This window comes from Planifilum fulgidum (assembly GCF_900113175.1).
GTDB classification, from domain to species: domain Bacteria; phylum Bacillota; class Bacilli; order Thermoactinomycetales; family DSM-44946; genus Planifilum; species Planifilum fulgidum.
Genome location: NZ_FOOK01000015.1, coordinates 1 through 21,174, shown reverse-complemented (window position 1 = coordinate 21,174; position 21,174 = coordinate 1). Strand labels below are relative to the sequence as shown.

Here is a 21,174-nt window from a genome sequence, read left to right as displayed (position 1 = left end):
TCATCCCCTTTTCTCCACGATCGACCGGATCAAGTGAACCGGGGAAAACTCCCCGAGCGTCACCCATTCCATCATCTTGCCGCCGGAGAGAAGGCGGCGGCTGATCTCCCGGGGAGAGAGGCCCCGGTCCGCGAGGCGGCATGACTCCTCCCGCAACCATTCCAAAAAGCGGAGTTTCTTCTCCAGAGCGGACCGGCCATCGGAAACCACTCCGGAGTGGCCGCAAAAAAGGGTTTGCACGGGATACGCCAAGACCCGCCGGAGGGAATCGATCAGCTGCGGCACCGATTCCCCGCGCATGCCGTAAATCAAGCGATTGCTGAGGAAGAGATCGCCGGCAAACAACCACCCCTTCTCCTCTTCGACGAAGGCGACATGATCGGCGGTGTGGCCGGGCGTGGGAACGACCCGAAAGCGGTGCTTCGCCGTTTCCAACGGGTCGGAAAGCGTTCGGCCGGACACCGCATCCATCTGCCCCCAGACCACCCGCCGGTACAGGGGAAGCCGGGGCGGATCGGAGAGAATCCTGGCCGTCTCCCCGCCCATCAGGACGGGAACCTTATGGCGCCGGGAAAGTTCCCCCGCATTGCCCGAATGATCTTCATGGAAATGGGTCAGAACGATCCGGTCGAGGGGTTTGTCTTCCAGCCAGCCGCAAACCGCCCGCCGGGCATGGGGCGGTCCCGTGTCGATCAACAGGCCGTCGACGTAATACAGGCAAAACCGGGCGGGATACCCGAAACGCTTGTACTGCCCCTTGAACGCGTGAACATCCCCGATCACGCGGGTTTCAACCTGGACCTTCGGCATCGGAATCACCGTATTGATTGAATGTTCATTCATCATTTTAACGGGGATCCGCGGGACGCTCAACCCGCAAATTCAGCCGGTCCCTGCGCCCGGAAAGAAAAACCCCGCCATTTAAGCGGGAAACCCTGCTCCGGCCGTTGCGACTGAGTGCCGGATGGCAAACCTTCGATTCATTGACCGCTGTCCCTGAAACATCCCCTTCCCGGCAACCTGCCCGCCAAGCAAAGAAACGGGGGAAGCCGCCGCTTCCCCGTCGCGGGGGAGCGCAACGCTTTGCCGCCTAAGCGCCGCGCTTCCTCCTCCGGTCTGATGGTTCTCAAGTCCGCCCTTCACGCCAGTTCCAGAAGCAACCTGTCCGGATCGGCCACATAGCGGGCCAGCGTTTGGGTGAACCGGATGGCGTCGGCGCCGTCCAGCACCCGGTGATCGAAGGAAAGGGACACGTTCATCACCCACCCGACGGCGAGCTGGCCATCCCGGACCACCGGCCGCTGCTCCACGGGATGCAGGGCGAGAATCGCCACCTCGGGAGGGTTGATGATCGGGGTCGCCCACCGCCCGCTTCCGAGGGCCCCCGCATTGCTGACGGTGAAGGTGCTGCCCTTCAGCCGCTCCGGCGGGATCGTCCCGTTCCGGGCGGCCTCGGTCACCTCGGCCAGCTCCAAGGCGATCTGTTCCACGCTCTTCTTTTCCACCTCGGGAATCACCGGGACGAGCAACCCCCGAGGAGTGTCCGCGGCGATGCCGAGGGAGACCGATGGATACGTTCGAACGGTCTGGCTGTCCTCGTCGAAATGGGCGTTGAAAGCCGGATGTTTTCGCAGGGTGACGGCGATCATCTTCAGCAGGACCGGCAAAAAGGAGACCCGCCGGCCGGAGGATTCCTGTTCCCGTCGCCGCTTTTGGATCCAGCGGACCAATCCGTCCGCGTTCAGTTCATCAAAGTGGGTGGCGTGCGGTTTGCGGGTCACCGAAAAGAGCAGCCTGTCGGCGATCACCCGCCGGGTGCGGGTGAGGGGTTCCTCCCGGTAGGGAAGATCCGCCGCCGTCTTCGTCGAGGCAGGGGAAGCGGCCCCTTCCGCCGGACCGACGTCCGGCCCCCTGCGCGCGGCCGCCGCCCGGCGCACGTCCTCGTCCGTCACCCGTCCCTGGGGGCCCGTCCCCTGGATTTGCGTGATGTCCACGCCCAGCTCCCGGGCGAGGCGGCGGGTGGAAGGAGCCGCCGGAACCCGTCTGCGGCGGGAGAAGGCGGGAACGGGCACGGCGCTCCCGGCGACGCCATTGGCTTCCGCGCCTGCGGCCTTTTCCGCTTCCGCCTGTCCTTCTCCTCCCGACTCGTCGGCGATCACCAGAAGCACCTCGCCGACGGGCACCGTATCCCCTTCCCGCCATCGAATTTCCGTCACCCGTCCGGCGGCGGGAGCCGGAAGCTCCACCACCGCCTTGTCCGTCTGCATCTCCACAACCGGCTGGTCCAACTCCACCCGATCTCCGACCCGAACGAGCCAGCGGACCACTTCCGCCTCGGCCATCCCCTCACCCACATCGGGAAGTTTGAAAAGTACGGCCACAGAATGCCCTCCCTTCCGAAAAGCAATGTTGGTTCATCTATATGCTCCCGCTGAAAGGCGTCGAATCACGGATCCCTTGGCTTGTCCTCCGGACCGGAAGTTTCCGGGCGGCGCCTCATCAAAAGCTGATCACTTGCTTCACCGCTTCGGAAACCCGGCGCACGTCGGGACGGAAGGCATCCTCCAGGGCAAAGTACGGCACCGGAACATCGTACCCCGTCACCCGGGTTACGGGCGCTTCCAACCAGAGGAAGGCCCGCTCGTTGATGAGCGCCGTCAGCTCCGCACCCACCCCGGCCGTCCTGGGAGCCTCGTGGACGATCACGGCGCGGCCGGTCTTTTTGACGGATTCGATGATGGCGTCCTCATCGATCGGATACAGGGAGCGCAGGTCGATCACTTCGCAGCTGACCCCGTCCTTCTTCCAAGCCTCCGCCGTCTTCTCGGCCACCGGCACCATCGCTCCCCAGGCCAATATCGTCACGTCTTCCCCCTCCCGCACCTTTCGGGCCTGCCCGATGGGAACCTCGTACCACCCCTCGGGCACCTCCTGCCGATGGGTGCGGTACAGCTTCATCGGTTCCAGGAAGATGACCGGATCGGGATCCTGGATGGAGGCCAGCAACAGCCCCTTGGCATCGTACGGAGTGGAAGGAGCCACCACCTTCAATCCCGGGGTGTGCACAAACAGAGCCTCCGTCGAATCGGAGTGGAGTTCCGGGGCGCGGATCCCCCCGCCGTAGGGAGCGCGGATCACGAGGGGAAGGGGAAAGGTCCCCTGATTCCGCGTCCGAAACCGGGCGGCGTGGCTGACGATCTGATCGAAGGCGGGATAAACAAACCCCATGAACTGGATTTCCGCCACCGGGAGCATCCCCCCCACCGCCAGGCCGATCGCCGTCCCGACAATGCCCGACTCGGACAGGGGGGTGTCGATCACCCGATCGTCGCCGAAGCGCTGCCACAAGCCCTCCGTCGCCCGGAAAACCCCGCCGTTTTTGCCCACATCCTCACCCATGACGACCACGCGCGGATCCTTCTCCATGGCCACGAAAAGGGCGTCATTGATGGCTTGAACCATTGTCCGTTCCGGCATGACCTCCAACCTCCCATTCACTGCGCTGCCGCTTGAGCGATTCCACCGGTGTGCCAAACACGTGATCGAACATGTGGGTCGGCGGAGCCGCCTCCTCCGCTTCCGCCTCCTTCACCGCCCGGTCGATCCGGCGGCGGCATTCTTCCTCCCACTCCCGCTCCTCGGCTTCGGTCAAAAGGCCCTCCGCCCGGAGCAGCGCGCGATACCTCTTGAGAGGATCGCGCCGCTGAACCCACTCGCGCGCCTCCTCCTCGCTCCGGTAGCGGGTGGGGTCGTCGGCGGTGGTGTGGGCCCCGTGGCGGTAGGTGACGGCTTCGATCAGGGTCGGCCCTTCGCCGTTTCTCGCCCGCTCGATCGCCTGCACCATCGCCTCGTATACCGCCAGCACATCGTTGCCGTCGACGCGGATCCCCGGGAACGCGTAGGCCGCCGCCTTTTCCGCCACGGTGGGCGTCGCCGACTGGCGGGAGAAGGGCACGCTGATCGCATACCCGTTGTTCTGGCAGAAAAAGATGACCGGAAGGCGGAAGACTCCCGCGAAATTGCACGCTTCGTGGAAATCCCCCTCGGAGGTGGCCCCGTCGCCGAAATAGGCGACGGCGACGGACCGCTCCCCTTTCAGTTTGGAGGCCCAAGCCGCCCCCGCGGCGTGGGGCAGCTGGGTGGCGATGGGAACGGAGGGCGGCAGGAGCCGCAACCCCTCCGGCGGCCTCCATCCCTCGACCCGCCCCATCCAGTAAAGCAGGATCAGATTGAGCGGCATGCCCACGACCATCTGGACCCCGTGCTCCCGGTACGTGGGAAAAATCCAGTCCCCCTTCGACAGCGCCATGGCGCTCCCCACCTGAGCCGCCTCCTGTCCCTCCAGGGGGGCAAAGGTGCCGATCCTCCCCTGGCGCTGCAGGTTGACGCAACGCCTGTCGAACAGGCGCACCATCGTCATCCACCGGTAAAAAAGCCGTTTTTTCCCGTCGTCGATCCTTCTCCACACGGCCTGTCCCTCATCCGTCAGCGTACCGTCGGGAAGGATGCACGAAAAAATGAGCCGCTTTTCCTCCACCTGTTGCAACATCTCGATCCCCTCCCGCTCGCCGGCCTGTTCAAAGCCCCAAAAAGATTCTCCGCAGATCGGCCACCTGCTCCATCCGTTTCGCCACCAGCCGGTCCACCGCGCGGTAAGTGGGAATATTCTGCTCCCGGGACAGGCGGTAAATCTTCAGGAGCATGTCATAGATGGACCGCGTCTTGGCCATGACGCGTTCCTCGTTGTATCCGGTCAATTCGTCGGCCACCTGAATCAAACCGCCGGCGTTCACCACGTAGTCCGGGGCGTACAAAATTCCCCGCTCGTGCAGGCGGTCGCCGTGCCGGTCGTCCTCCAGCTGATTGTTGGCGGAGCCGACCACGGCCCGACATTTCAGTTCCTCGACCGTCTTGTCGTTGATGACGCCGCCTCCCGCACAGGGGGCAAAGATGTCGCAGCTGACGGCATGGATCGTCGCCACGTCCACCGCCTCGACGGACTCCGGAAACTCCTCCCGCAGCGCATCGACGCGCCGCCCGTCCACATCGGCGATCAGACAGCGGGCTCCTTCCTCCACCAGCAGGCGGACAAGCCGGCTGCCCACCTTCCCCACTCCCTGGACGGCCACCGTCCTTCCGGCCAGGCTTTCGGAATCCCACAGCACCGTGGCCGTCGCCTTCATCCCCTGCAACACGCCAAGGGCGGTGGGCACGGAAGTGTCTCCGCTTCCGCCGTGACTTTCGGGAAGGCCGACGAAACATTTGGCTTCCCGGGCGGCGTGGACAAAATCCTCCGGAGAGGTTCCCATGTCGGTTCCGGTGTAGAACCGGCCGTTCAGCCCTCCGACAAACCGGCCGAACGCCCGGAACAGTTCCGGGCTTTTGTCCCGCTTCGGATCCCCGATGATCACCGCTTTTCCTCCGCCGAAGTCCACGTCGGCCGCCCCGCACTTGTACGTCATGCCCCGGGAAAGGCGCAGCACATCCTCCAGCGCCTCCTCCGTGGATCCGTAGGGAGCCATCCGGCATCCCCCGAGGGCGGATCCCATCGTCGTGTCGTGGATGGCGATGATCGCCTTCAACCCGGATCCCCGGTGACGGCAGAAGATCACCTGCTCGTGTCCGTACTTATCCATCTTTTCAAAGATGTCCCCGCCGGCGGATTCCGAATGCCTTTGATCCTCCGGCTGCATCACCGCTTCCTTCATCGGCCAGTCCGCTTTAAACCGTTTCATACCCATCATTCCGTTTCCTCAGGATGATTGAAAATTGGAGTTTCGTCCATCCTCTGAAGACGGTTCCGGAAGAGTTTTCTCCTCCGGCACTGATCCGAGCCGACAATCGTCAACTTCAACTATATGCCCCTTGCGGAAAGAGGGTTCATTTCCCCCTTCCACAGGTGTCCGGGCCACTCTCCCGCGCCGCCGGTCACTCGCCCTGGAACCGGGGCCGCCTCTTCTCCATGAAGGCGGAGACCCCTTCCCGAAAATCCCGGGTGCGCCCCGCCAATTCCTGCATGTAAGCCTCGTATTCCAGCACCTCTTTCAGGGCGGCATCGGCCCCCTTGTACAGGGCCCGCTTGATCAGGCCGATCGCCCGGGTCGGCCCTTCGGCCAGCTGACGCGCCCAGGCAAGGGTTTCCTCCCAAAACCGCTCGTGGGGCACCAGGCGGTTCGCCAATCCGATCTGCACCGCCTCCTGCGCGGACACTTCCCTTCCGGTGATGGCCAATTCCATCGCCCGGCCCAATCCGACGAGCTTCGGAAGAAAATAACTGGATCCGCTGTCCGGAGCCAGGCCGACCCGGACGAAGGCTTCGATGAATCGCGCCCGGTCGGACACGATCCGAAGGTCGCAGGCCAGGGCGAGACTGCATCCGGCGCCGGCGGCCACCCCGTTGACGGCCCCGAGCACCGGCTTCTCCATCTCCACGATCGCCCGAATCAGGGGGTTATACCGCCCGCGGACGCTGTCCCCCAGGGAAAAATTTTCGATGTTGGGATCGCTCCGATCCCCCAGGTCCTGTCCGGAACAAAACGCCTTTCCCGCGCCGGTCAGGACGACGCAGCGCACGCCGGAATCCCGCGCCACATCCCGCAGGGCCTTCAGCAGCTCCTGGCTCATTTGATTGTTGAAGGCATTGTACACCTGGGGCCGGTTGAGCGTGATGACAGCCACGCCCTCCTCCCGGGTGATGCAGATCGTTTCCTCCATTTCTCCTCCCTCCTCTAGCGGCCGCGGAACCGGGGTTTCCGCTTCTCCAAAAAGGCTTTCATCCCCTCGCGCTGATCCTCGGTGGCAAAGAGGAAATAAAACAGCATCTGCTCATAGGCAAGCCCCGTTTCAAGGGTTGTATCCAACGCCTTCAAAACGGATTTTTTGGCCAACCGGACGGCCACCGGCGGTTTGGCCGCAATTTCCCGGGCCATCTTGAGGGCCTCGTCCAGCAGGAGTTCTTCGGGAACCACCCGGTTGATGAGCCCCGCCTCAAGGGCCTCCTCCGCGCTGATGGGATTTCCCGTCAGCACCATTTCCATCGCCCGGGCTTTTCCCACCGCGCGGGTCAGGCGCTGGGTTCCCCCCGCTCCGGGCATCACCCCGATGTTGATCTCCGGTTGGCCGAACTTGGCCGTCTCGGAGGCGATGATCAGATCACAGGCCATCGCCAGCTCGCAGCCTCCGCCGAGGGCGTATCCGCTGACCGCGGCGATGATCGGCTTGGAAATGTGACGGATTCGATCCCATGTGGCGAACTGATCCCTCAACAGCATGTCCACCGCAGTGGCATCGCTCATTTCCCCGATATCCGCCCCGGCGGCAAAGGCCCGCCGATCCCCCGTGAGGATGATGCAGCGGATCGCCTCATCCCGATCCATCGACTCAAGCGCCGACACCAACTCCTCCATAAGTTGCAGGTTGAGAGCGTTGAGCACATCCGGTCGATGGAGTTGTATCTGTCCGATCCCCTCCTCCGGCCTAGTCACACGGACGTACATCCCACTCCCCCTTCCGATTGAAAGCGCTTTTATTTATACATAACGGAAAGAAACCATTTTTCTGAAACAAGTTTCATTTTCATTTTATCAGAGACTTCTTTCTCCTGTCAGGAATATGCTTTAACGCTTTAAAATAAAAAAGAGCCTTCGTGATGAAGGCCGGTTTTTCCCTATTCGCTGCGGAAGGCGCTCACAAGGCGTACCGCCGCGTTTCCGCCAAACAGGACTCGCAGATGATTTTCCCGCGGAAGTCGAGCAGTTGCTCCATCGACCCGCAGAATACGCAACTGGGATTATACTTCTTCAGTACGATCTTGTTGTCGTCCACAAAGATCTCCACACCGTCGTGGGGGCGCAGATTCATCATGTCGCGCAGCTCCTTGGGCAGCACGATGCGGCCGAGATGATCCACCTTGCGCACAATGCCGATGCTTCTCATAACCATCCCCTTTCCTGTCGTGTGGGAAAGAAGCCCTTTCCGTCCAATATCTCTCTTTTCTGGGATGATCAGCGGGAATCCTTCCCTTTACAGCGTTCCAACCGGATCATTCCCTTTCTGGGCAATCTTTCAAACCTCCTCCGGCGGAACGAGCCGAGTCCCCCGGCCCCGAAGGGGCGATGCTCTCCGCCGACGTCGCAAAGCGCGCCGGACGGACGCCGATCACCCCGGGTCAGCGGACGCCCCTTCCGCGGGATGCGCTGAGGGCAAGACGGACCCTTTGCATCGGCCAAAAGGAAATGCCTCCGGCGCCCGGCATAGAAGAACCGCTAGACGGTTTGGGGCGACCCGGGGCCACCGGGGCCTTTCCCCCACAAAAAAAGCCCGGCGGATGCCTCCAATCTTTTCATGAGAAAGGAACCCGAAAGGTTCTGGGGATCGAAAGCCTGCGGGACGGGTCGAGCCATGGGGCGCTCCCATTACTCCGTCTCAGTGACCGGAGATACTTTGTTCACACGGAACCGATTAGCGGGCTGGATTGGTTGAATCCTGATCTACGTTTGATCATAATGGGTTGCCACAATCCGGCAAGAAGTACACAGATAAACATAAATCAGTCCTTCAGCGTTGTCATCTTTATGCTGCGCAATAAACGGCATGCTTTTCCGGCAGCATGGACAATGAGGAAAATAGGCGTCTTGAATCCATGCAGGAAGCCCACCAATTTTCGACCTTTCCTCATTATAAAGCTCTTCCCAACTTTCTTGCCTTGAACCCACGACAAATAATGGTGTGGCGAAATCTTCACGATTATCAACAGGCTCGTGATAGCAATATTCCGGTTTTACATTATAAGGGCTCCAACTTACATTTCCATTTTCGTCCACTTCCGTGTAAATCGTGGAGTATCCGGTACATTGAATGCAAGTGGCGATACGAAGGCGTTTACCCCTCCACCCGAGAAAATGAAGCCGACGATCAGAGAGATCCAAATCAAATAAAACCGCCAATTTCCAACCGCAACATTGGCATTTCTCCTCCAACCAAGCACTTCCCTGCCCCGACTTAGCAGTGTAAATATGTTCTTCGTAAGCCAGATCTCGTCTCTTCCCATTCTCATCCAACTCCCAGCTCGCTTCATATGTGTATTTTTCCGGGGGAACGCATAGTTTCTCACTCCAAGAAGGCGGATTCTCCCTCCATTGGGCAAACTGCCGCTGAACTTCTTCATCGCCCACCCAAGCAAGTGAAAGTAACAAGTGATTGACCATCAAAGGCTTCAAGGAAGAAGCATCTTCCATTCGCTGCAGCAGTTGATTACGAACTTCTGCCCTGGCTTTTCGGTATAAGGTTCCAGGATAGAATATTTGCTTATTTATCCATTCTTTCTGAAGTCCGCTCATCTCTGAAGGTCTTATTTTCACAAGCGATGCCAGGACATTTTCATCTTTTAAATCCATCGCTTGCCTGGCCAGTTTGATCAATTCTGACGGGGGTAGTTGTAAGATCTGTCGACATCGATCTCTTTTCTCATTTGGACTCAATCGCGTCAGTTCTTGGACTTGTTCAAAGGAAACGAATTCCTCCACAAACTGAACCCCATTTCATGTGATGATCAACCCGAAATAAAAGTGCCCACATGGCGCGGTATGCGCCAAAGGCCCGGCGCGCGCCGGGCCTCTTTTGATCCCGCATCAGCTGAATTGGCGGCTGCGGATGGTATCCACCGCCTTCGGGTTTTCCAGGGAGGAAAGATCTCCCGCCTCCTGTCCCAGATAGGCCGCCTTGATCACCCGGCGGAGGATTTTGCCGTTGCGCGTTTTGGGCAGCTCCGCGACGAAATGAATCTGCTTCGGCCGAAGCGCCTTCCCCATGTGGCGTCCCACCATGTCGATCAGTTCGTCGTGCAACGCCTCCGTCGGCTCGTGCCCCGGCCTCAAGACGACGAAACAGACCGCCACCTCTCCCTTGGTCTCGTCGGGAACGCCGACAACCGCCGACTCCAGCACCGCCGGGTGATCGACGAGGATCGACTCCATTTCCGCGGGCCCCAGCCGCTTTCCGGCAATTTTCAGCGTGTCGTCCGACCGCCCGGTGATATACCAGAATCCGTCCTCGTCCACCCGGACCCAATCCCCGTGCACCCAGGTGTCCGGCCACCGATTCCAATACGTCCGTTCATACCGCTCCGGATCTTTCCAGAATCCCTGCGTCATGCCGACCCAGGGCTGTCGGATCACCAATTCTCCCACTTCGCCGCGCACCGGCTTTCCGTTTTCGTCGTACACCTCGACATCCATCCCCGGGAGGGGACCGGAAAAGGAACAGGGAGCGATCGGCTGCAGCAGGTTCCCCCCCAGGATTCCGCCGGAAATCTCGGTTCCGCCCGAATAGTTGTAAATCGGAACCTTTTTGCCCCCCACCTTTTCAAACAGCCAGTGCCAGGGATCGGGATTCCAGGGTTCGCCGGTGGAGCCGAAAACGCGCAGGGAACTGAGGTCATGCCGCCGAACCGGTTCTTCCCCGTGGCGCATCAGCGCCCGGACCACCGTGGGGGAGATCCCCAGATGGGTCACCCCGTGGTTCTCCACGATCTTCCAGAGGCGATCCGGCCCGGGGTGATCGGGGGTTCCTTCGAACACCAGCATGGTGCTTCCCGAAAGCAAGGCGCCGAACACCATCCACGGCCCCATCATCCATCCCATGTCCGTCACCCAGAACAGGATGTCCCCCGGACCCACATCCATCCCGTAGGCCGCATCAAAGACCGCCTTGACGGGAAAGCCGGCGTGGACATGCACCGTTCCCTTGGGGCGACCCGTGGTTCCGGAAGTGTAGATGATCATCATCGGATCGGAGGCGTCGGTTTCCCGGGGCGCCACCGTCTTCCATTCCGAGGTCAGATCGCCCCAGTCCACGTCCCTCTCCTGATTCCACGGGATGTCCCGGCCCAGGCGACGAACCACCACCACCTTCTCCACGCTGGGAGACAGATCGGCGGCCCGGTCGGCCTCCTCCTTCATCGGGACCACTTTCCCCCGGCGCAGGAAACCGTCCGCCGTGATCAACACTTTCGCCTCACAATCCCTCACCCGCGTGGCGACCGCCTCCGCCCCGTAACCCGAGAAGCAGGGGGTGAAAATGGCGCCGATCCGGGCCGCCGCCAGCATGGCGATCACGTTTTCGGCGATCATCGGCAAATAGATGGCCACCCGGTCCCCCGGCTCCACCCCGAGCCGCTTCAGCCCGTGGGCGAACCGGTTCACCGCCGCCCAAAGATCCCGATACGTGTATTTTTGGACGGCCCCGTCATCCCCCTCCCAGATCAGCGCCAGGCGATGCCGGGCCTGGGGATCGTCGACGAAACGGTCCAGGGCGTTCTGCGCCACGTTGAATTTGCCTCCTGGAAACCAACGGGTCCACGGCACGCCCTTCGATCCGTCCATCACCCGGTCGTAGGGACGGATCCACTGCAAATCCAGATCCCGGACCACTTCCTCCCAAAACCATTCGACATCCTCGATGGAACGCTTGTAAAAGTCATCATAGTCGGAAAACCCCAATTTCTGCATGAATCGATACATCCGGGTCTTTTTCGAACTTTCCTCCGAAGGAAACCAGACCGCTTCGCTCATCGTGCACTCTCCCCCGCATTTGATACTCAGAAAAGATCAAGCAAAACGAAAGAGAACGGAACGTCCGGCTGCCGGTCCGGCGCGCGTTCGCCCCGGGTGAAGGAGCGTCCCTTCGCAGACAGGCGCCATTTGCCGGCGTGCTCAACCAAAGTATAGCACAACCCGTGAAAGCGCTTCACCCCGTAAACGTTTCTCTGAATATTTATCCAAAGAAAAACAAGAACGGAAACAATATCTTGTATAATCAAAAAAAGAAATATTGCAGAAAAACACTTCAAGTGCTATACTTCTTAATGTGATTTTGAATATTCAGGAGGTGGTTCCTTGCAACGTCTGGAGAAAATCTTGAAAAGGTATGATCCGGCGATCTGGGTTCGATTCTGGGGATCCATCATGGTCTCCACCACCTCTTTCATGCTTTTCCCCTTGGTGGTGCTTTATCTTCACGAACACATGGGCGTGGACATGGTAACCGCCGCCGCAACCACCATTTTTCCCGCGCTGGTCGGCTTCTCCTGCAAGTGGTGGGTGGGTTCCCTCGCCGACCGCTTCGGCAGAAGACCGGTAATCTTATTCTCTCTCTTTTTCCAAAGCCTCGTCATGGTCGGCATGGCCTTCGCCACCAAAGCCTGGCATATTTATCTCCTTTATTCCCTGAACGCCCTCGGACAATCCATGTTCTTTCCGGCGGCCAACGCCCAGGTGGCCGACGTCGTACCCGAAAACCGGCGGGCTGAGGCGTTCGCACTGATTGAAATGGGTTGGAACGTGGGCGCGGCGATCGGACCGGCGCTCGGTGCGTTCGTATACAATTTCGATCCAACCTTTTTATTTTTATCTCAAGCTCTGGCCCAATTTCTCTTCGGCGTGCTCGCTTATTTCAAGATACCGGAAACACTTCCTCATAATAGATCGAAGAAGAATATGGATGGAGGGCCGACGGGGGAAAAAGCCGCTCCACCCCGGTGGGATTTCTCCGTGTATCTCCCTCTGATCGCCTTCACCGCGCTGGCGATTCCCGTCAGTCTGCTGGATACCCAGATCTATTCCGTCTTCCCGCTCTACCTGAAGGAACACTTCGTCGAATACGTCACGGTGTACGGGATTCTGCGAACCTTCACGGGGGCCCTGGTCGTGTTCGTGCAGCTGCCCCTCACCCGCAAGACGGAATCGGCAAATCCCGCGGTGATCCTGCTCATCACGTACGTCTCCTTCGCCCTCTTCGCCCTGATTTACGGGCTGGCGCCCTTTATCTGGGCCTTGATCGTCGCGGAGGTCTGTTACACCGTCGCGGATGTGCTGGTCCGCCCACACCAGCAAAAAATGGTTTCCATCCTGGCGCCCAAGGCGCTCCGCGGCCGATTCTTCGGCATCTTCGACATGAACGCCAGCGTATCCAACATTCTGGGGCCCGTCACCGGAAGCTTTATTCTGTCCCATTGGGGAGGCAAACCCCTCTTCATCGGATTGGCGCTCCTTCTGGTGTCGGCGGGAATGACCCTGTATCTGACCGTCAACCGCTGGTTTCTTAAACGGGTTCCGGCCCTGGAAAAATCCGTATCCTCCTGAGAGGAAACAAAAAAATGGAAAAACCACCCGATTTTTCGGCTATAATGGGTTTACAACCCAATCCTTCGGGTGGTGATTCCGTTGCAGTCCGATTACCTGAAACGAACAATCATCCGGGAAGAGCTGTCCAGCAAATATCTGGGTGAAACGCGCCTCCTCCAAATCTATCTCCCGCCGGGATATTCCGACGAAAACCGCTACCCGGTGCTGTATCTGCAGGACGGAACCGACTATCTCACCTTGGGGAGAATTGCCACGCAGACCAACCAGCTGATCGCCGAAGGCCGGATTCATCCCCCGATCATCGTGATGATTCCCGTGGATAAAGCGCGGAGAAACGAGGAATACGCTCCCGGCGGCGACCGGTTCGAAGCCTACGGCCGCTTTGTCGCCGACGAGCTTCTGCCCCGGGTGGAAAGCCGGTTCGCCGCCAGACAGGAGCCCGGAGGCCGGGTGATCGGCGGCTCCTCCCTCGGCGCCACCGTCTCTCTCCACATGGCCCTCGATTTTCCCGACCGCTTCCGCCGGGTCCTGTCCCAGTCCGGCGCCTTTTTCAAAGCGACCCTGGACCGGATCCGCCAGGCCCCCACGCTGGCGGATCTGGAAGTGTATCAAATGATCGGGCTGGAAGAGTATGCGGTTCCCACCCATGTCGGCAATCTGGACCTGTTGGCCCGGAACCGGGAAGTTTCCCGGGCGCTGCGGGAAAAGGGAGCCTCCCTGCGATACGTGGAGAAGGAAGGAAAGCACACCTGGGGGCTGTGGCAGAAGGATCTTCCGGAAGCCTTGACCCACTTCTTTGGGAAAACGGCGGATTCAGCATCCTGACCGGAACAGGGACGGCATATCGGTCCGTCTCGCCGCCAACGACCGCCGCCCCCACGGGGCGGCGAACCACCGCCTTCTCCCGCCGCCTTGGGCGGCTCACTCCTTCATCACCGGCTCGTCAGGCTGAATCAGGACTTTGCCGTATCCGTCAAAATGGAGCTGGAACGTTTCGCCCGAGGAGCGTCCCAGCAGCGTCTTCAGATTGACATCCGTCTTCACCTGCGGCACGAGACCATCCGTCCAGCCGATCAGGGAGTCGGGGTCCACCGAAACGGGCGCCTCGAGAACGGCCACGGGCCCGTGTGACGTGATGGCGACAAAGCCCGTCCCCGTCAATCGGCAAGTGAACAGCCCTCCGGAGGTCATCCCCGCCCCCCGGATCACCGTGACATCCCAGTCCACCGTATTCTCAAAGGCGAGAAGATGCCGCCCCTCCACAAACACCGTTTCCGCATTGAGGCGCAAAACGGTGATGTCCGACGCCTTGTGGGCCAGGTATAGTTCTCCGCTGCCGGAAGCCCTCATGAGGGGAATTCCCTCTCCCGTCACCGTCTTTTTCAGCCACTTGCCGATCCCGCCCGAGGTTCTCTCAAATTTGATGTCTCCTTTGTAGGCGATCATGCTCCCCGCCCGGCAATAGATGTGATCGGTGACGCGCACTTTAAGCATTTTGCCGTTCTGCAGAACAAACCGCTCGTCACTCGCTTTCCCCTTGGATTGCTGAATCAGATCCTTCAGCGTCTGAGTCATCGCCCATTTTCCTCCTTTGCGATGTCTGATTCTTTTTCGCAGGCAACGATAAAACCGAAAGGGAAATCCGATCGTCCACAAGCTGGGCCCGTCGCGGGGAAAAAGGGGTGCCAAGCCACGCGGCATGGACCGGTTCGCCATCGCCGCCGCCCATATCACGATCCGCCGCTTAGCTCCCCCCTCCGCAGCCGGCGCCGCCGCAGCTGCTGCCGCCGTCTCCACCGCCCGAATCGGAATCGCAGCCCAAGTCGTCCCACACTCCTTCGGTGAAGCCGGGAGAGGTTACATATCCGGCGCCCGCGCCGGAGGAGCCGGAATCTGCAACACGCCCCAGCAATTTCTTTTTCGCCGCCAAAAAGTTTTCGGCATGATACAGCGACAGGTAAGCCAGCGCACCGAGCATCCACACGGCCGGCTCCATCTCCCGGCTCTTAAGGGAAAACAAGTGGGAACGAAGGCCCGTTACATCCCGGCCATACCGCTCCGCGTACTTCCTGGCCTCGCCGATGGCGCGGCGAACGGTGCCGATGACAAAACGGCAAAGCCGCTTTGCTTCTTCAAAACGGCGGGCGCTCTCCCGGTTGAAATAACGCTCCAAGAGTTGATCCTCCGAAGACGTCTCAAATTCCCTCAGGAGCTCGGGGGGCATGGGATGGCGGAAAAAAGAACCCCAGACATACCTGCTGTAGAGCGTCGGACGGAAAAAAAGGGTGTAGGTCCAGTCGAACCAGGCCCTTTCCAGCGGATCAAAAACGGGTTGATCGTGGGGATCGTGGTGCAGATATGTCCCGAGAAATTCATTGGAAAAACGCTCGTAATCCCGGGTGAAAAGAAGCATCTCGTGCCACACGCTGTCCACGTCCCGGCTGTACATGGGAACCCGCTTCAGAATCGACGTCAGCACAAAAAACCGCTTCAATTCAAACCAGCGGTTTCTCCACTCCGTCTCCCCGACCCTCGATTTTTCCATGATGCGGCGCTTCACCCGCTCACTGTACTCCTCCGGCAGCGCCCGCTCCAAGCGCCGGATCATTTCCCTCAGATCCCGGTCCACTGGATGCCCGTGAAGCTGGATTCCCAGCTCCGGAAGCTCCCAGGAGTGGTTTTTCCACCAGACGCCCCGCCGCAAGGCGATGATCGATATCGCGATCAGTGAGACGAAAAGGGCCGCCACGCAAAAGAAAAGCACCATTTCCACCGGTTATATGCCTCCCTTCGGAACGAACATCCCGGAGGCAACCATAATCGGTCAAACAAGGAACAACCTTTTGACAATGCCGGTCAAAACAAACGCCCCCCTTTCCCGGCCGGGAGGGAGGCGCACCCATCAGCCGCAGTACTTGTCAAAGGCGGCCGTCAGGTCGGCGGCGATCTCATCCACTCCCCGGTTTTCGATCTGGTGCCGGTGGATCATGTGGACCAGTTTCCCATCCTTCATCAGCGCAAAGGAGGGTGAGGAGGGAGGTTCTCCTTCAAAATATTCCCTGGCTTTGGCGGTGGCTTCCCTGTCCTGTCCGGCGAAAACCGTGTACAGATGATCCGGTTTTCTGTCGTGATTGAGCGCTTTGGCCACCGCCGGCCTGGCCAGCCCCGCCGCACAGCCGCAGACGGAATTGACCACAATCAGCGTGGTCCCTTTTTTTCCTTCGCCCTCCAGGGCTTCCACCACTTCCTCCGGTGTGCGCAGTTCCTTAAAACCGACGCGCGTAAGTTCATCCCGCATCGGTTGGACCATCATCTGCATCTGTTGAAAATAGAAATCCTGGACCATCGACAACCCTCCTTTTTCTTTTCATTCTATCCAAAATATTAATCGGGATCCACTTGGCCCCGACCTGGGGTAATGGCGTACGGTCGGCAAATTTTGTTATAATACAGATGTTAACAATCAGGTATTGTTATATTATAATAGAATCATCCCCGGCGAGGAGGTCTAAAAATGACGGTCCCAAAAACGGAACCGGCTGCGGATGCCCGAACGTGTCCTGAATGCGGTTCGGAAATCCAACATTCCAAGGAGCAAATCCAGAACGATTGCTGCAACGATCAATGGATCCGTCTGCGGATTGAATGCTGTTACGCATGACCCGGACCTCTTTCAGGCCTTGCCATTCCTGAAACGACCCCCTATTGTGCGGCGGTCCCGAGCGGACGCCGCTTTTTTTGCTTTCTCCCGTCGGCGAGTCCGTGCCCGCCCTCCGCACCGCTCCCCGGATCGCGGAAACATCCCCCGCAAAACCAAAAGGGCGCACCGCAACCCTTCCCGGCGGAAGATTGAAGCGATGCACCCCGATGAACCGGAAGCTTGTTCCGATTGACGCATGACCCACGGATCTGCCCGGCGGAGAACACCGCCGGACTTTCCGCCCTCACCGGGCGGTTGCGCCGCCCTTTACCATCTTGCCCATTCGCCTGGCCGCCTCCATGATCCGCGGGGCGAAAGATTCCATCTTTTCCTGGGTCAGGCGGCCCACGGGCCCGGATACGGCCAGGGCGGCGATGATTTCACCCGAACGGTTGAGAACGGGCGCCGCCACGGCCGAAGCGCCCGCTTCCCTCTCTTCCATGCTGGTGGCGTATCCCTTGCGCCGAATCTCCTCCAACTGCCTGCGGTATTGCTCCCGATCGACGGATTCCGGCCAGGAAGGATCGTTCAGAATGGCCTCCCGCGTCTCCGGGGAGGCGTAGGCCACCAGCACTTTGCTGGAAGCGCCGACCGCCAGGGGCATCCGGGCGCCGATGGGCGCCACGCGCCGGATGGTCTGGCGGCTTTCCACCGCCTGGATGCGGACCCGCTCCATCCCGTCCCGGATGTAAAGGCTGACCGTCTCCTCCAGTTCATCCCGCAGCCGCTCCATTTCCGGCAAAAACAGCACGGCCGGATCATCGGACTGGCTCAGGTTGGCGGACAGCTCCCAAATGCGAAAGCCCAGACGGTATCTCTCCGTATCCGGATTGCGCCGGAGGAAACCCTTTCCCTCCAACGTGACCAGGAGCCGATACACGGTGCTTTTGTTCAGACCCGTGTGCTGGGCGATTTCCGTCAGGCTCCATTCGCTCTTTTCCACAAAGCAGAGCAGGATGTCCAATGCCCGTTCAGCGGCGCGGACGGTAAATTTCTTATCTTCCATCAAGGAGTATCCTCCGGTTTCACTGGTTGAAATTCATTTTAATTTTCATTATAACACGTTCCCCGTCAATCATAAGAGGGGTTTTTGATAAAAATAAGGCTATACAACGGCGGCAATCCGTTGTATAATGGGTATCGAAAAAAGAAACTTTGTTTCATACAGCGGAACGAACGGTTCCCTTTCCTTTTGTTTTCTTGCAATCACCGACAAAGGAGGTAAGCCCCATGGCAAACCGAGACGATTGGTTCAACATCCGCTCCACCCTGGAAGTGGATGGCCGCACCTATGTATACTGGCGCCTTCAAGGGCTGGAAGAGCAGGGGCTCGGAAACATCTCCCGCCTCCCCTTCTCCATCAAGGTGCTCCTGGAAGCGGCGGTTCGGCAGTATGACGGCAAAGCGATCACGGCCGAACATGTCCGCATGCTGGCCCGTTGGGCGGACGAGCGGGTCAAGAAGGAAGTTCCCTTCAAACCGGCGCGGATCGTCCTTCAGGACTTCACCGGTGTCCCGGCGGTGGTGGACCTCGCCGCTCTCCGCTCCGCGATGGCCCGGGTCGGCGGCGATCCGAAGCGGATCAATCCCCTGGTTCCCGTGGATCTCGTCATCGACCACTCGGTGATGGTGGACCGGTTTGGCACGCCGGATGCCCTGGAATACAACATGAACGTGGAATTTGAACGGAACGAGGAGCGTTACCGCCTGCTCCGCTGGGCCCAGGAAGCCTTCGACAACTTCCGGGTTGTTCCGCCCGCGACGGGGATCATCCACCAAGTCAACCTGGAATACCTGGCCAAGGTGGCCATGACCAAGGAGCAAAACGGCGAAACCCAGGTCTTCCCGGATTCGCTGGTGGGCACCGACTCCCACACGACGATGATCAACGGTCTGGGCGTCGTCGGCTGGGGTGTCGGGGGCATTGAGGCGGAAGCCGGCATGCTGGGCCAACCCCTCTACTTCGTGATGCCGGAAGTGGTCGGATTCAAACTGACCGGTCAACTCCCCGACGGAGCGACGGCCACCGACCTGGCGCTCACCGTCACGGAAATGCTCCGCAAAAAGGGCGTGGTCGGGAAATTTGTCGAGTTCTACGGTCCCGGATTGAAGCACATGAGCCTGGCGGACCGGGCGACCGTGGCCAACATGGCTCCCGAATACGGCGCCACCATGGGCTTCTTCCCCGTGGATGAGGAAACCCTCAATTACCTGCGCCTGACGGGACGGGACGAATCCCTCATCCGGCTGGTGGAAGCCTACTACAAAGCCCAAGGCATGTTCCGGACCGATGATACGCCGGACCCGGTCTTCAGCGACACCATCGAACTGGATCTTTCGACGGTCGTTCCCAGCCTGGCCGGACCGCGTCGTCCCCAGGACCGGATCGAACTCAAAGACATGAAGAAAGCCTGGAACGACACCCTGAGAAAGCCCATCGACCAGGGCGGATTCGGGCTGTCCGAGGAGGAAGCGGCCAAATCCGTGAGCGTCCAGCGGGCGGACGGCACTTCCTACGAATTGAAGAACGGTTCCGTCGTCATCGCGGCGATCACCAGCTGCACCAACACCTCCAACCCGAGCGTGATGCTGGGCGCCGGTCTCGTCGCCAAAAAAGCGGTGGAAAAAGGCCTGTCCGTTCCGCCCTACGTCAAGACCAGCCTGACCCCCGGTTCCAAGGTGGTCACCGAATACCTGGAGGCCGCCGGTCTGTCCGAACCCCTTGGGAAACTGGGCTTCACCGTGGCCGGATACGGATGCGCCACCTGTATCGGAAACAGCGGTCCCTTGCCGGAGGATGTGTCCAAGGCCATTGAGGAGAACGATCTCACCGTCGCTTCGGTGTTGAGCGGAAACCGCAACTTCGAAGGACGGATCCACCCGCTGGTGAAGGCCAACTACCTGGCTTCCCCGCCGCTGGTGATCGTTTACGCCCTGGCCGGCACGGTGGACATCGACCTGGAGAAAGAACCGATCGGCACCGGCTCCGACGGCCAGCCCGTCTATCTGAAGGACATCTGGCCCTCCGCCGAGGAAATCATCCAGGTGATGAAGGAAGCGATGAACCCGGATCAATTCCGGAGGCAATACGCCCGCGTCTTCGACGCCAACGAGCGCTGGAACAACATGCCCACGCCGAAGGGGGACCTGTACGACTGGGACGAAAATTCCACCTACATCCAGGAGCCGCCCTTCTTCGTCAACCTGTCGGCGGAAGTGGAGCCGATCAAGGAGATCCGCGGCGCGCGGGCACTGGCTCTGCTGGGCGATTCCGTCACCACGGACCACATCTCCCCGGCCGGAAGCATCGCGCCGGACAGCCCCGCCGGCAAATACCTGCAGGAAAAAGGTGTTGCGCCGAAGGATTTCAACTCCTACGGTTCCCGGCGCGGAAACGACCGCGTCATGACCCGCGGCACCTTTGCCAACATCCGCATCCGCAACGCGATGGTTCCCGGCGTGGAAGGCGGGTACACCAAGTATGTGCCCACCGGTGAAACGATGACCATCTACGACGCGGCGATGAGGTATCAGAAAGAGAATACGCCCCTCGTCGTCCTTGCCGGAAAAGAATACGGAACCGGAAGCTCCCGCGACTGGGCGGCCAAAGGAACCAACCTCCTCGGCGTCAAGGCGGTCATCGCCGAGAGCTTCGAGCGGATCCACCGGAGCAACCTGGTGGGAATGGGCGTCCTGCCCCTGCAGTTCGCCGACGGCCACAGCTGGAAGTCCCTCGGCCTGACCGGCGAAGAAACCTTTGACATCCTCGGCCTCCACGATGAAATCCAGCCCGGACAGCGGATCAAGGTGCGCGCCACCAAGAAGGACGGTTCCACCGTCGAATTTGACACCATTCTCCGCCTCGACAGCCAAGTGGACATCGAATACTACCGGAACGGCGGCATTCTGCAGACGGTCCTCCGCCAGATCCTGAACGACAAGGAGGAAGTGACCGTCTGACCCTCCCGCCCCGAAAAAAGGCCCGCTACGAAAGCGGGCGAGGCTGTTGACAAAGAAGGGTCAACAGCCTTTTTTGTTGAATTCGGAATAAAACAATTCCGAAGGAAGGTTTTTATATGTTCAGGACGAACCCATCCAGGGAATTTCAACCCGAAACAGTCAACATAGAAGACCTTGTTCCCCAAGATCACTTGCTTAGAAAAATCAATGAAACCATCGACTTTTCGTTTATCGCGGAAAAATGCCGCCCCTTGTATTGTCAAGATAATGGGCGTCCTTGCATCGATCCGGTCATGCTGTTCAAAATGCTTTTGATCGGTTATTTGTACGGAATTCGTTCGGAAAGACGCCTCATTGAGGAAATCCGGGTCA

General features: G+C 59.8%; 18 protein-coding genes. 4 read left to right on the top strand and 14 right to left on the bottom strand.

Annotated features, from left to right (window positions below; genetic code table 11):
• The 10 genes from BM063_RS09740 to BM063_RS09695 all read right to left on the bottom strand — a co-directional run bounded on the left by BM063_RS09740 (window position 1) and on the right by BM063_RS09695 (window position 11,570).
• Window positions 1-810 (bottom strand): MBL fold metallo-hydrolase, encoded by an 810-nt coding sequence (locus BM063_RS09740; RefSeq protein WP_177199086.1) that lies wholly within the window; start codon window positions 808-810, stop codon window positions 1-3.
• Between the two features lie 329 nt (window positions 811-1,139).
• Complete coding sequence (locus BM063_RS09735) at window positions 1,140-2,381, bottom strand: dihydrolipoamide acetyltransferase family protein (RefSeq protein ID WP_092038407.1); 1,242 nt, start codon at window positions 2,379-2,381, stop codon at window positions 1,140-1,142.
• 118 nt (window positions 2,382-2,499) lie between these two features.
• On the bottom strand, window positions 2,500-3,477 hold the full coding sequence (locus BM063_RS09730; protein ID WP_092038405.1) for an alpha-ketoacid dehydrogenase subunit beta: 978 nt from the start codon (window positions 3,475-3,477) through the stop codon (window positions 2,500-2,502).
• The gene (gene pdhA / locus BM063_RS09725) at window positions 3,443-4,549 is read right to left on the bottom strand and encodes a pyruvate dehydrogenase (acetyl-transferring) E1 component subunit alpha (RefSeq protein ID WP_092038403.1); all 1,107 of its coding nucleotides are present in this window, start codon (window positions 4,547-4,549) and stop codon (window positions 3,443-3,445) included. The genes BM063_RS09730 and pdhA overlap by 35 nt, the downstream gene beginning before the upstream one ends.
• Before the next feature lie 28 nt (window positions 4,550-4,577).
• Window positions 4,578-5,693, bottom strand: coding sequence for a Leu/Phe/Val dehydrogenase (locus BM063_RS09720; RefSeq protein WP_092038504.1), 1,116 nt, complete (start codon window positions 5,691-5,693; stop codon window positions 4,578-4,580).
• A 235-nt stretch (window positions 5,694-5,928) separates the two neighbouring features.
• On the bottom strand, window positions 5,929-6,714 hold the full coding sequence (locus tag BM063_RS09715; RefSeq protein WP_092038401.1) for an enoyl-CoA hydratase-related protein: 786 nt from the start codon (window positions 6,712-6,714) through the stop codon (window positions 5,929-5,931).
• Between the two features lie 14 nt (window positions 6,715-6,728).
• Window positions 6,729-7,496: an enoyl-CoA hydratase-related protein gene (locus tag BM063_RS09710; protein WP_092038399.1), complete on the bottom strand. Its 768-nt coding sequence runs from the start codon at window positions 7,494-7,496 to the stop codon at window positions 6,729-6,731.
• 190 nt (window positions 7,497-7,686) lie between these two features.
• Complete coding sequence (locus BM063_RS09705) at window positions 7,687-7,935, bottom strand: AbrB/MazE/SpoVT family DNA-binding domain-containing protein (RefSeq protein ID WP_092038397.1); 249 nt, start codon at window positions 7,933-7,935, stop codon at window positions 7,687-7,689.
• Window positions 7,936-8,489: 554 nt separating this feature from the next.
• Window positions 8,490-9,524, bottom strand: a complete 1,035-nt coding sequence (locus BM063_RS17260; protein ID WP_143085304.1) for a hypothetical protein — start codon at window positions 9,522-9,524, stop codon at window positions 8,490-8,492.
• A 105-nt stretch (window positions 9,525-9,629) separates the two neighbouring features.
• The gene (locus BM063_RS09695) at window positions 9,630-11,570 is read right to left on the bottom strand and encodes an acetate--CoA ligase (RefSeq protein ID WP_092038392.1); all 1,941 of its coding nucleotides are present in this window, start codon (window positions 11,568-11,570) and stop codon (window positions 9,630-9,632) included.
• A gap of 324 nt (window positions 11,571-11,894) precedes the next feature.
• Between BM063_RS09695 and BM063_RS09685 the strand changes: the two genes are divergently transcribed.
• On the top strand, window positions 11,895-13,139 hold the full coding sequence (locus BM063_RS09685; protein ID WP_092038388.1) for an MDR family MFS transporter: 1,245 nt from the start codon (window positions 11,895-11,897) through the stop codon (window positions 13,137-13,139).
• A gap of 81 nt (window positions 13,140-13,220) precedes the next feature.
• A complete protein-coding gene (locus tag BM063_RS09680) occupies window positions 13,221-13,967 on the top strand; it encodes an alpha/beta hydrolase (protein WP_092038385.1) in 747 nt (248 codons plus the stop codon).
• A gap of 96 nt (window positions 13,968-14,063) precedes the next feature.
• On the opposite strand, the gene BM063_RS09675 is transcribed toward BM063_RS09680, so the two are convergent.
• The 4 genes from BM063_RS09675 to BM063_RS09660 all read right to left on the bottom strand — a co-directional run bounded on the left by BM063_RS09675 (window position 14,064) and on the right by BM063_RS09660 (window position 17,848).
• Entirely contained in the window at window positions 14,064-14,717 is a 654-nt protein-coding gene (locus BM063_RS09675; RefSeq protein WP_092038502.1) for an AIM24 family protein, read from the bottom strand.
• A 169-nt stretch (window positions 14,718-14,886) separates the two neighbouring features.
• Window positions 14,887-15,915: a glycine-rich domain-containing protein gene (locus BM063_RS09670; RefSeq protein ID WP_092038382.1), complete on the bottom strand. Its 1,029-nt coding sequence runs from the start codon at window positions 15,913-15,915 to the stop codon at window positions 14,887-14,889.
• Window positions 15,916-16,044: 129 nt separating this feature from the next.
• Window positions 16,045-16,488 carry a BrxA/BrxB family bacilliredoxin gene (locus tag BM063_RS09665; protein WP_092038380.1) on the bottom strand — a complete coding sequence of 148 codons (444 nt, stop codon included), beginning with the start codon at window positions 16,486-16,488 and terminating at the stop codon, window positions 16,045-16,047.
• A gap of 598 nt (window positions 16,489-17,086) precedes the next feature.
• Window positions 17,087-17,848 carry an IclR family transcriptional regulator gene (locus BM063_RS09660; RefSeq protein ID WP_092038378.1) on the bottom strand — a complete coding sequence of 254 codons (762 nt, stop codon included), beginning with the start codon at window positions 17,846-17,848 and terminating at the stop codon, window positions 17,087-17,089.
• A 224-nt stretch (window positions 17,849-18,072) separates the two neighbouring features.
• Here BM063_RS09660 and acnA point away from each other — a divergent pair, with 224 nt between their 5' ends.
• Both acnA and BM063_RS09650 read left to right on the top strand, forming a co-directional pair.
• The gene (gene acnA / locus BM063_RS09655) at window positions 18,073-20,802 is read left to right on the top strand and encodes an aconitate hydratase AcnA (protein WP_092038376.1); all 2,730 of its coding nucleotides are present in this window, start codon (window positions 18,073-18,075) and stop codon (window positions 20,800-20,802) included.
• A 116-nt stretch (window positions 20,803-20,918) separates the two neighbouring features.
• On the top strand, window positions 20,919-21,174 hold a 256-nt coding region (locus BM063_RS09650), incomplete at its 3' end, for a transposase (protein WP_143085303.1).

Excerpts from the sequence above, each read along its gene's own strand:
- BM063_RS09710 (WP_092038399.1), bottom strand. The coding sequence starts at position 7,496 with ATGTACGTCCGTGTGACTAGGCCGGAGGAGGGGATCGGACAGATACAA.
- BM063_RS09705 (WP_092038397.1), bottom strand. The coding sequence starts at position 7,935 with ATGAGAAGCATCGGCATTGTGCGCAAGGTGGATCATCTCGGCCGCATC.
- BM063_RS09660 (WP_092038378.1), bottom strand. The coding sequence starts at position 17,848 with ATGGAAGATAAGAAATTTACCGTCCGCGCCGCTGAACGGGCATTGGAC.
- BM063_RS09675 (WP_092038502.1), bottom strand. The coding sequence starts at position 14,717 with ATGACTCAGACGCTGAAGGATCTGATTCAGCAATCCAAGGGGAAAGCG.
- BM063_RS09720 (WP_092038504.1), bottom strand. The coding sequence starts at position 5,693 with ATGCAGCCGGAGGATCAAAGGCATTCGGAATCCGCCGGCGGGGACATC.
- BM063_RS09665 (WP_092038380.1), bottom strand. The coding sequence starts at position 16,488 with ATGGTCCAGGATTTCTATTTTCAACAGATGCAGATGATGGTCCAACCG.
- BM063_RS09695 (WP_092038392.1), bottom strand. The coding sequence starts at position 11,570 with ATGAGCGAAGCGGTCTGGTTTCCTTCGGAGGAAAGTTCGAAAAAGACC.
- pdhA (WP_092038403.1), bottom strand. The coding sequence starts at position 4,549 with ATGTTGCAACAGGTGGAGGAAAAGCGGCTCATTTTTTCGTGCATCCTT.
- BM063_RS09730 (WP_092038405.1), bottom strand. The coding sequence starts at position 3,477 with ATGCCGGAACGGACAATGGTTCAAGCCATCAATGACGCCCTTTTCGTG.
- BM063_RS09715 (WP_092038401.1), bottom strand. The coding sequence starts at position 6,714 with ATGGAGGAAACGATCTGCATCACCCGGGAGGAGGGCGTGGCTGTCATC.
- acnA (WP_092038376.1), top strand. The coding sequence starts at position 18,073 with ATGGCAAACCGAGACGATTGGTTCAACATCCGCTCCACCCTGGAAGTG.
- BM063_RS09740 (WP_177199086.1), bottom strand. The coding sequence starts at position 810 with ATGCCGAAGGTCCAGGTTGAAACCCGCGTGATCGGGGATGTTCACGCG.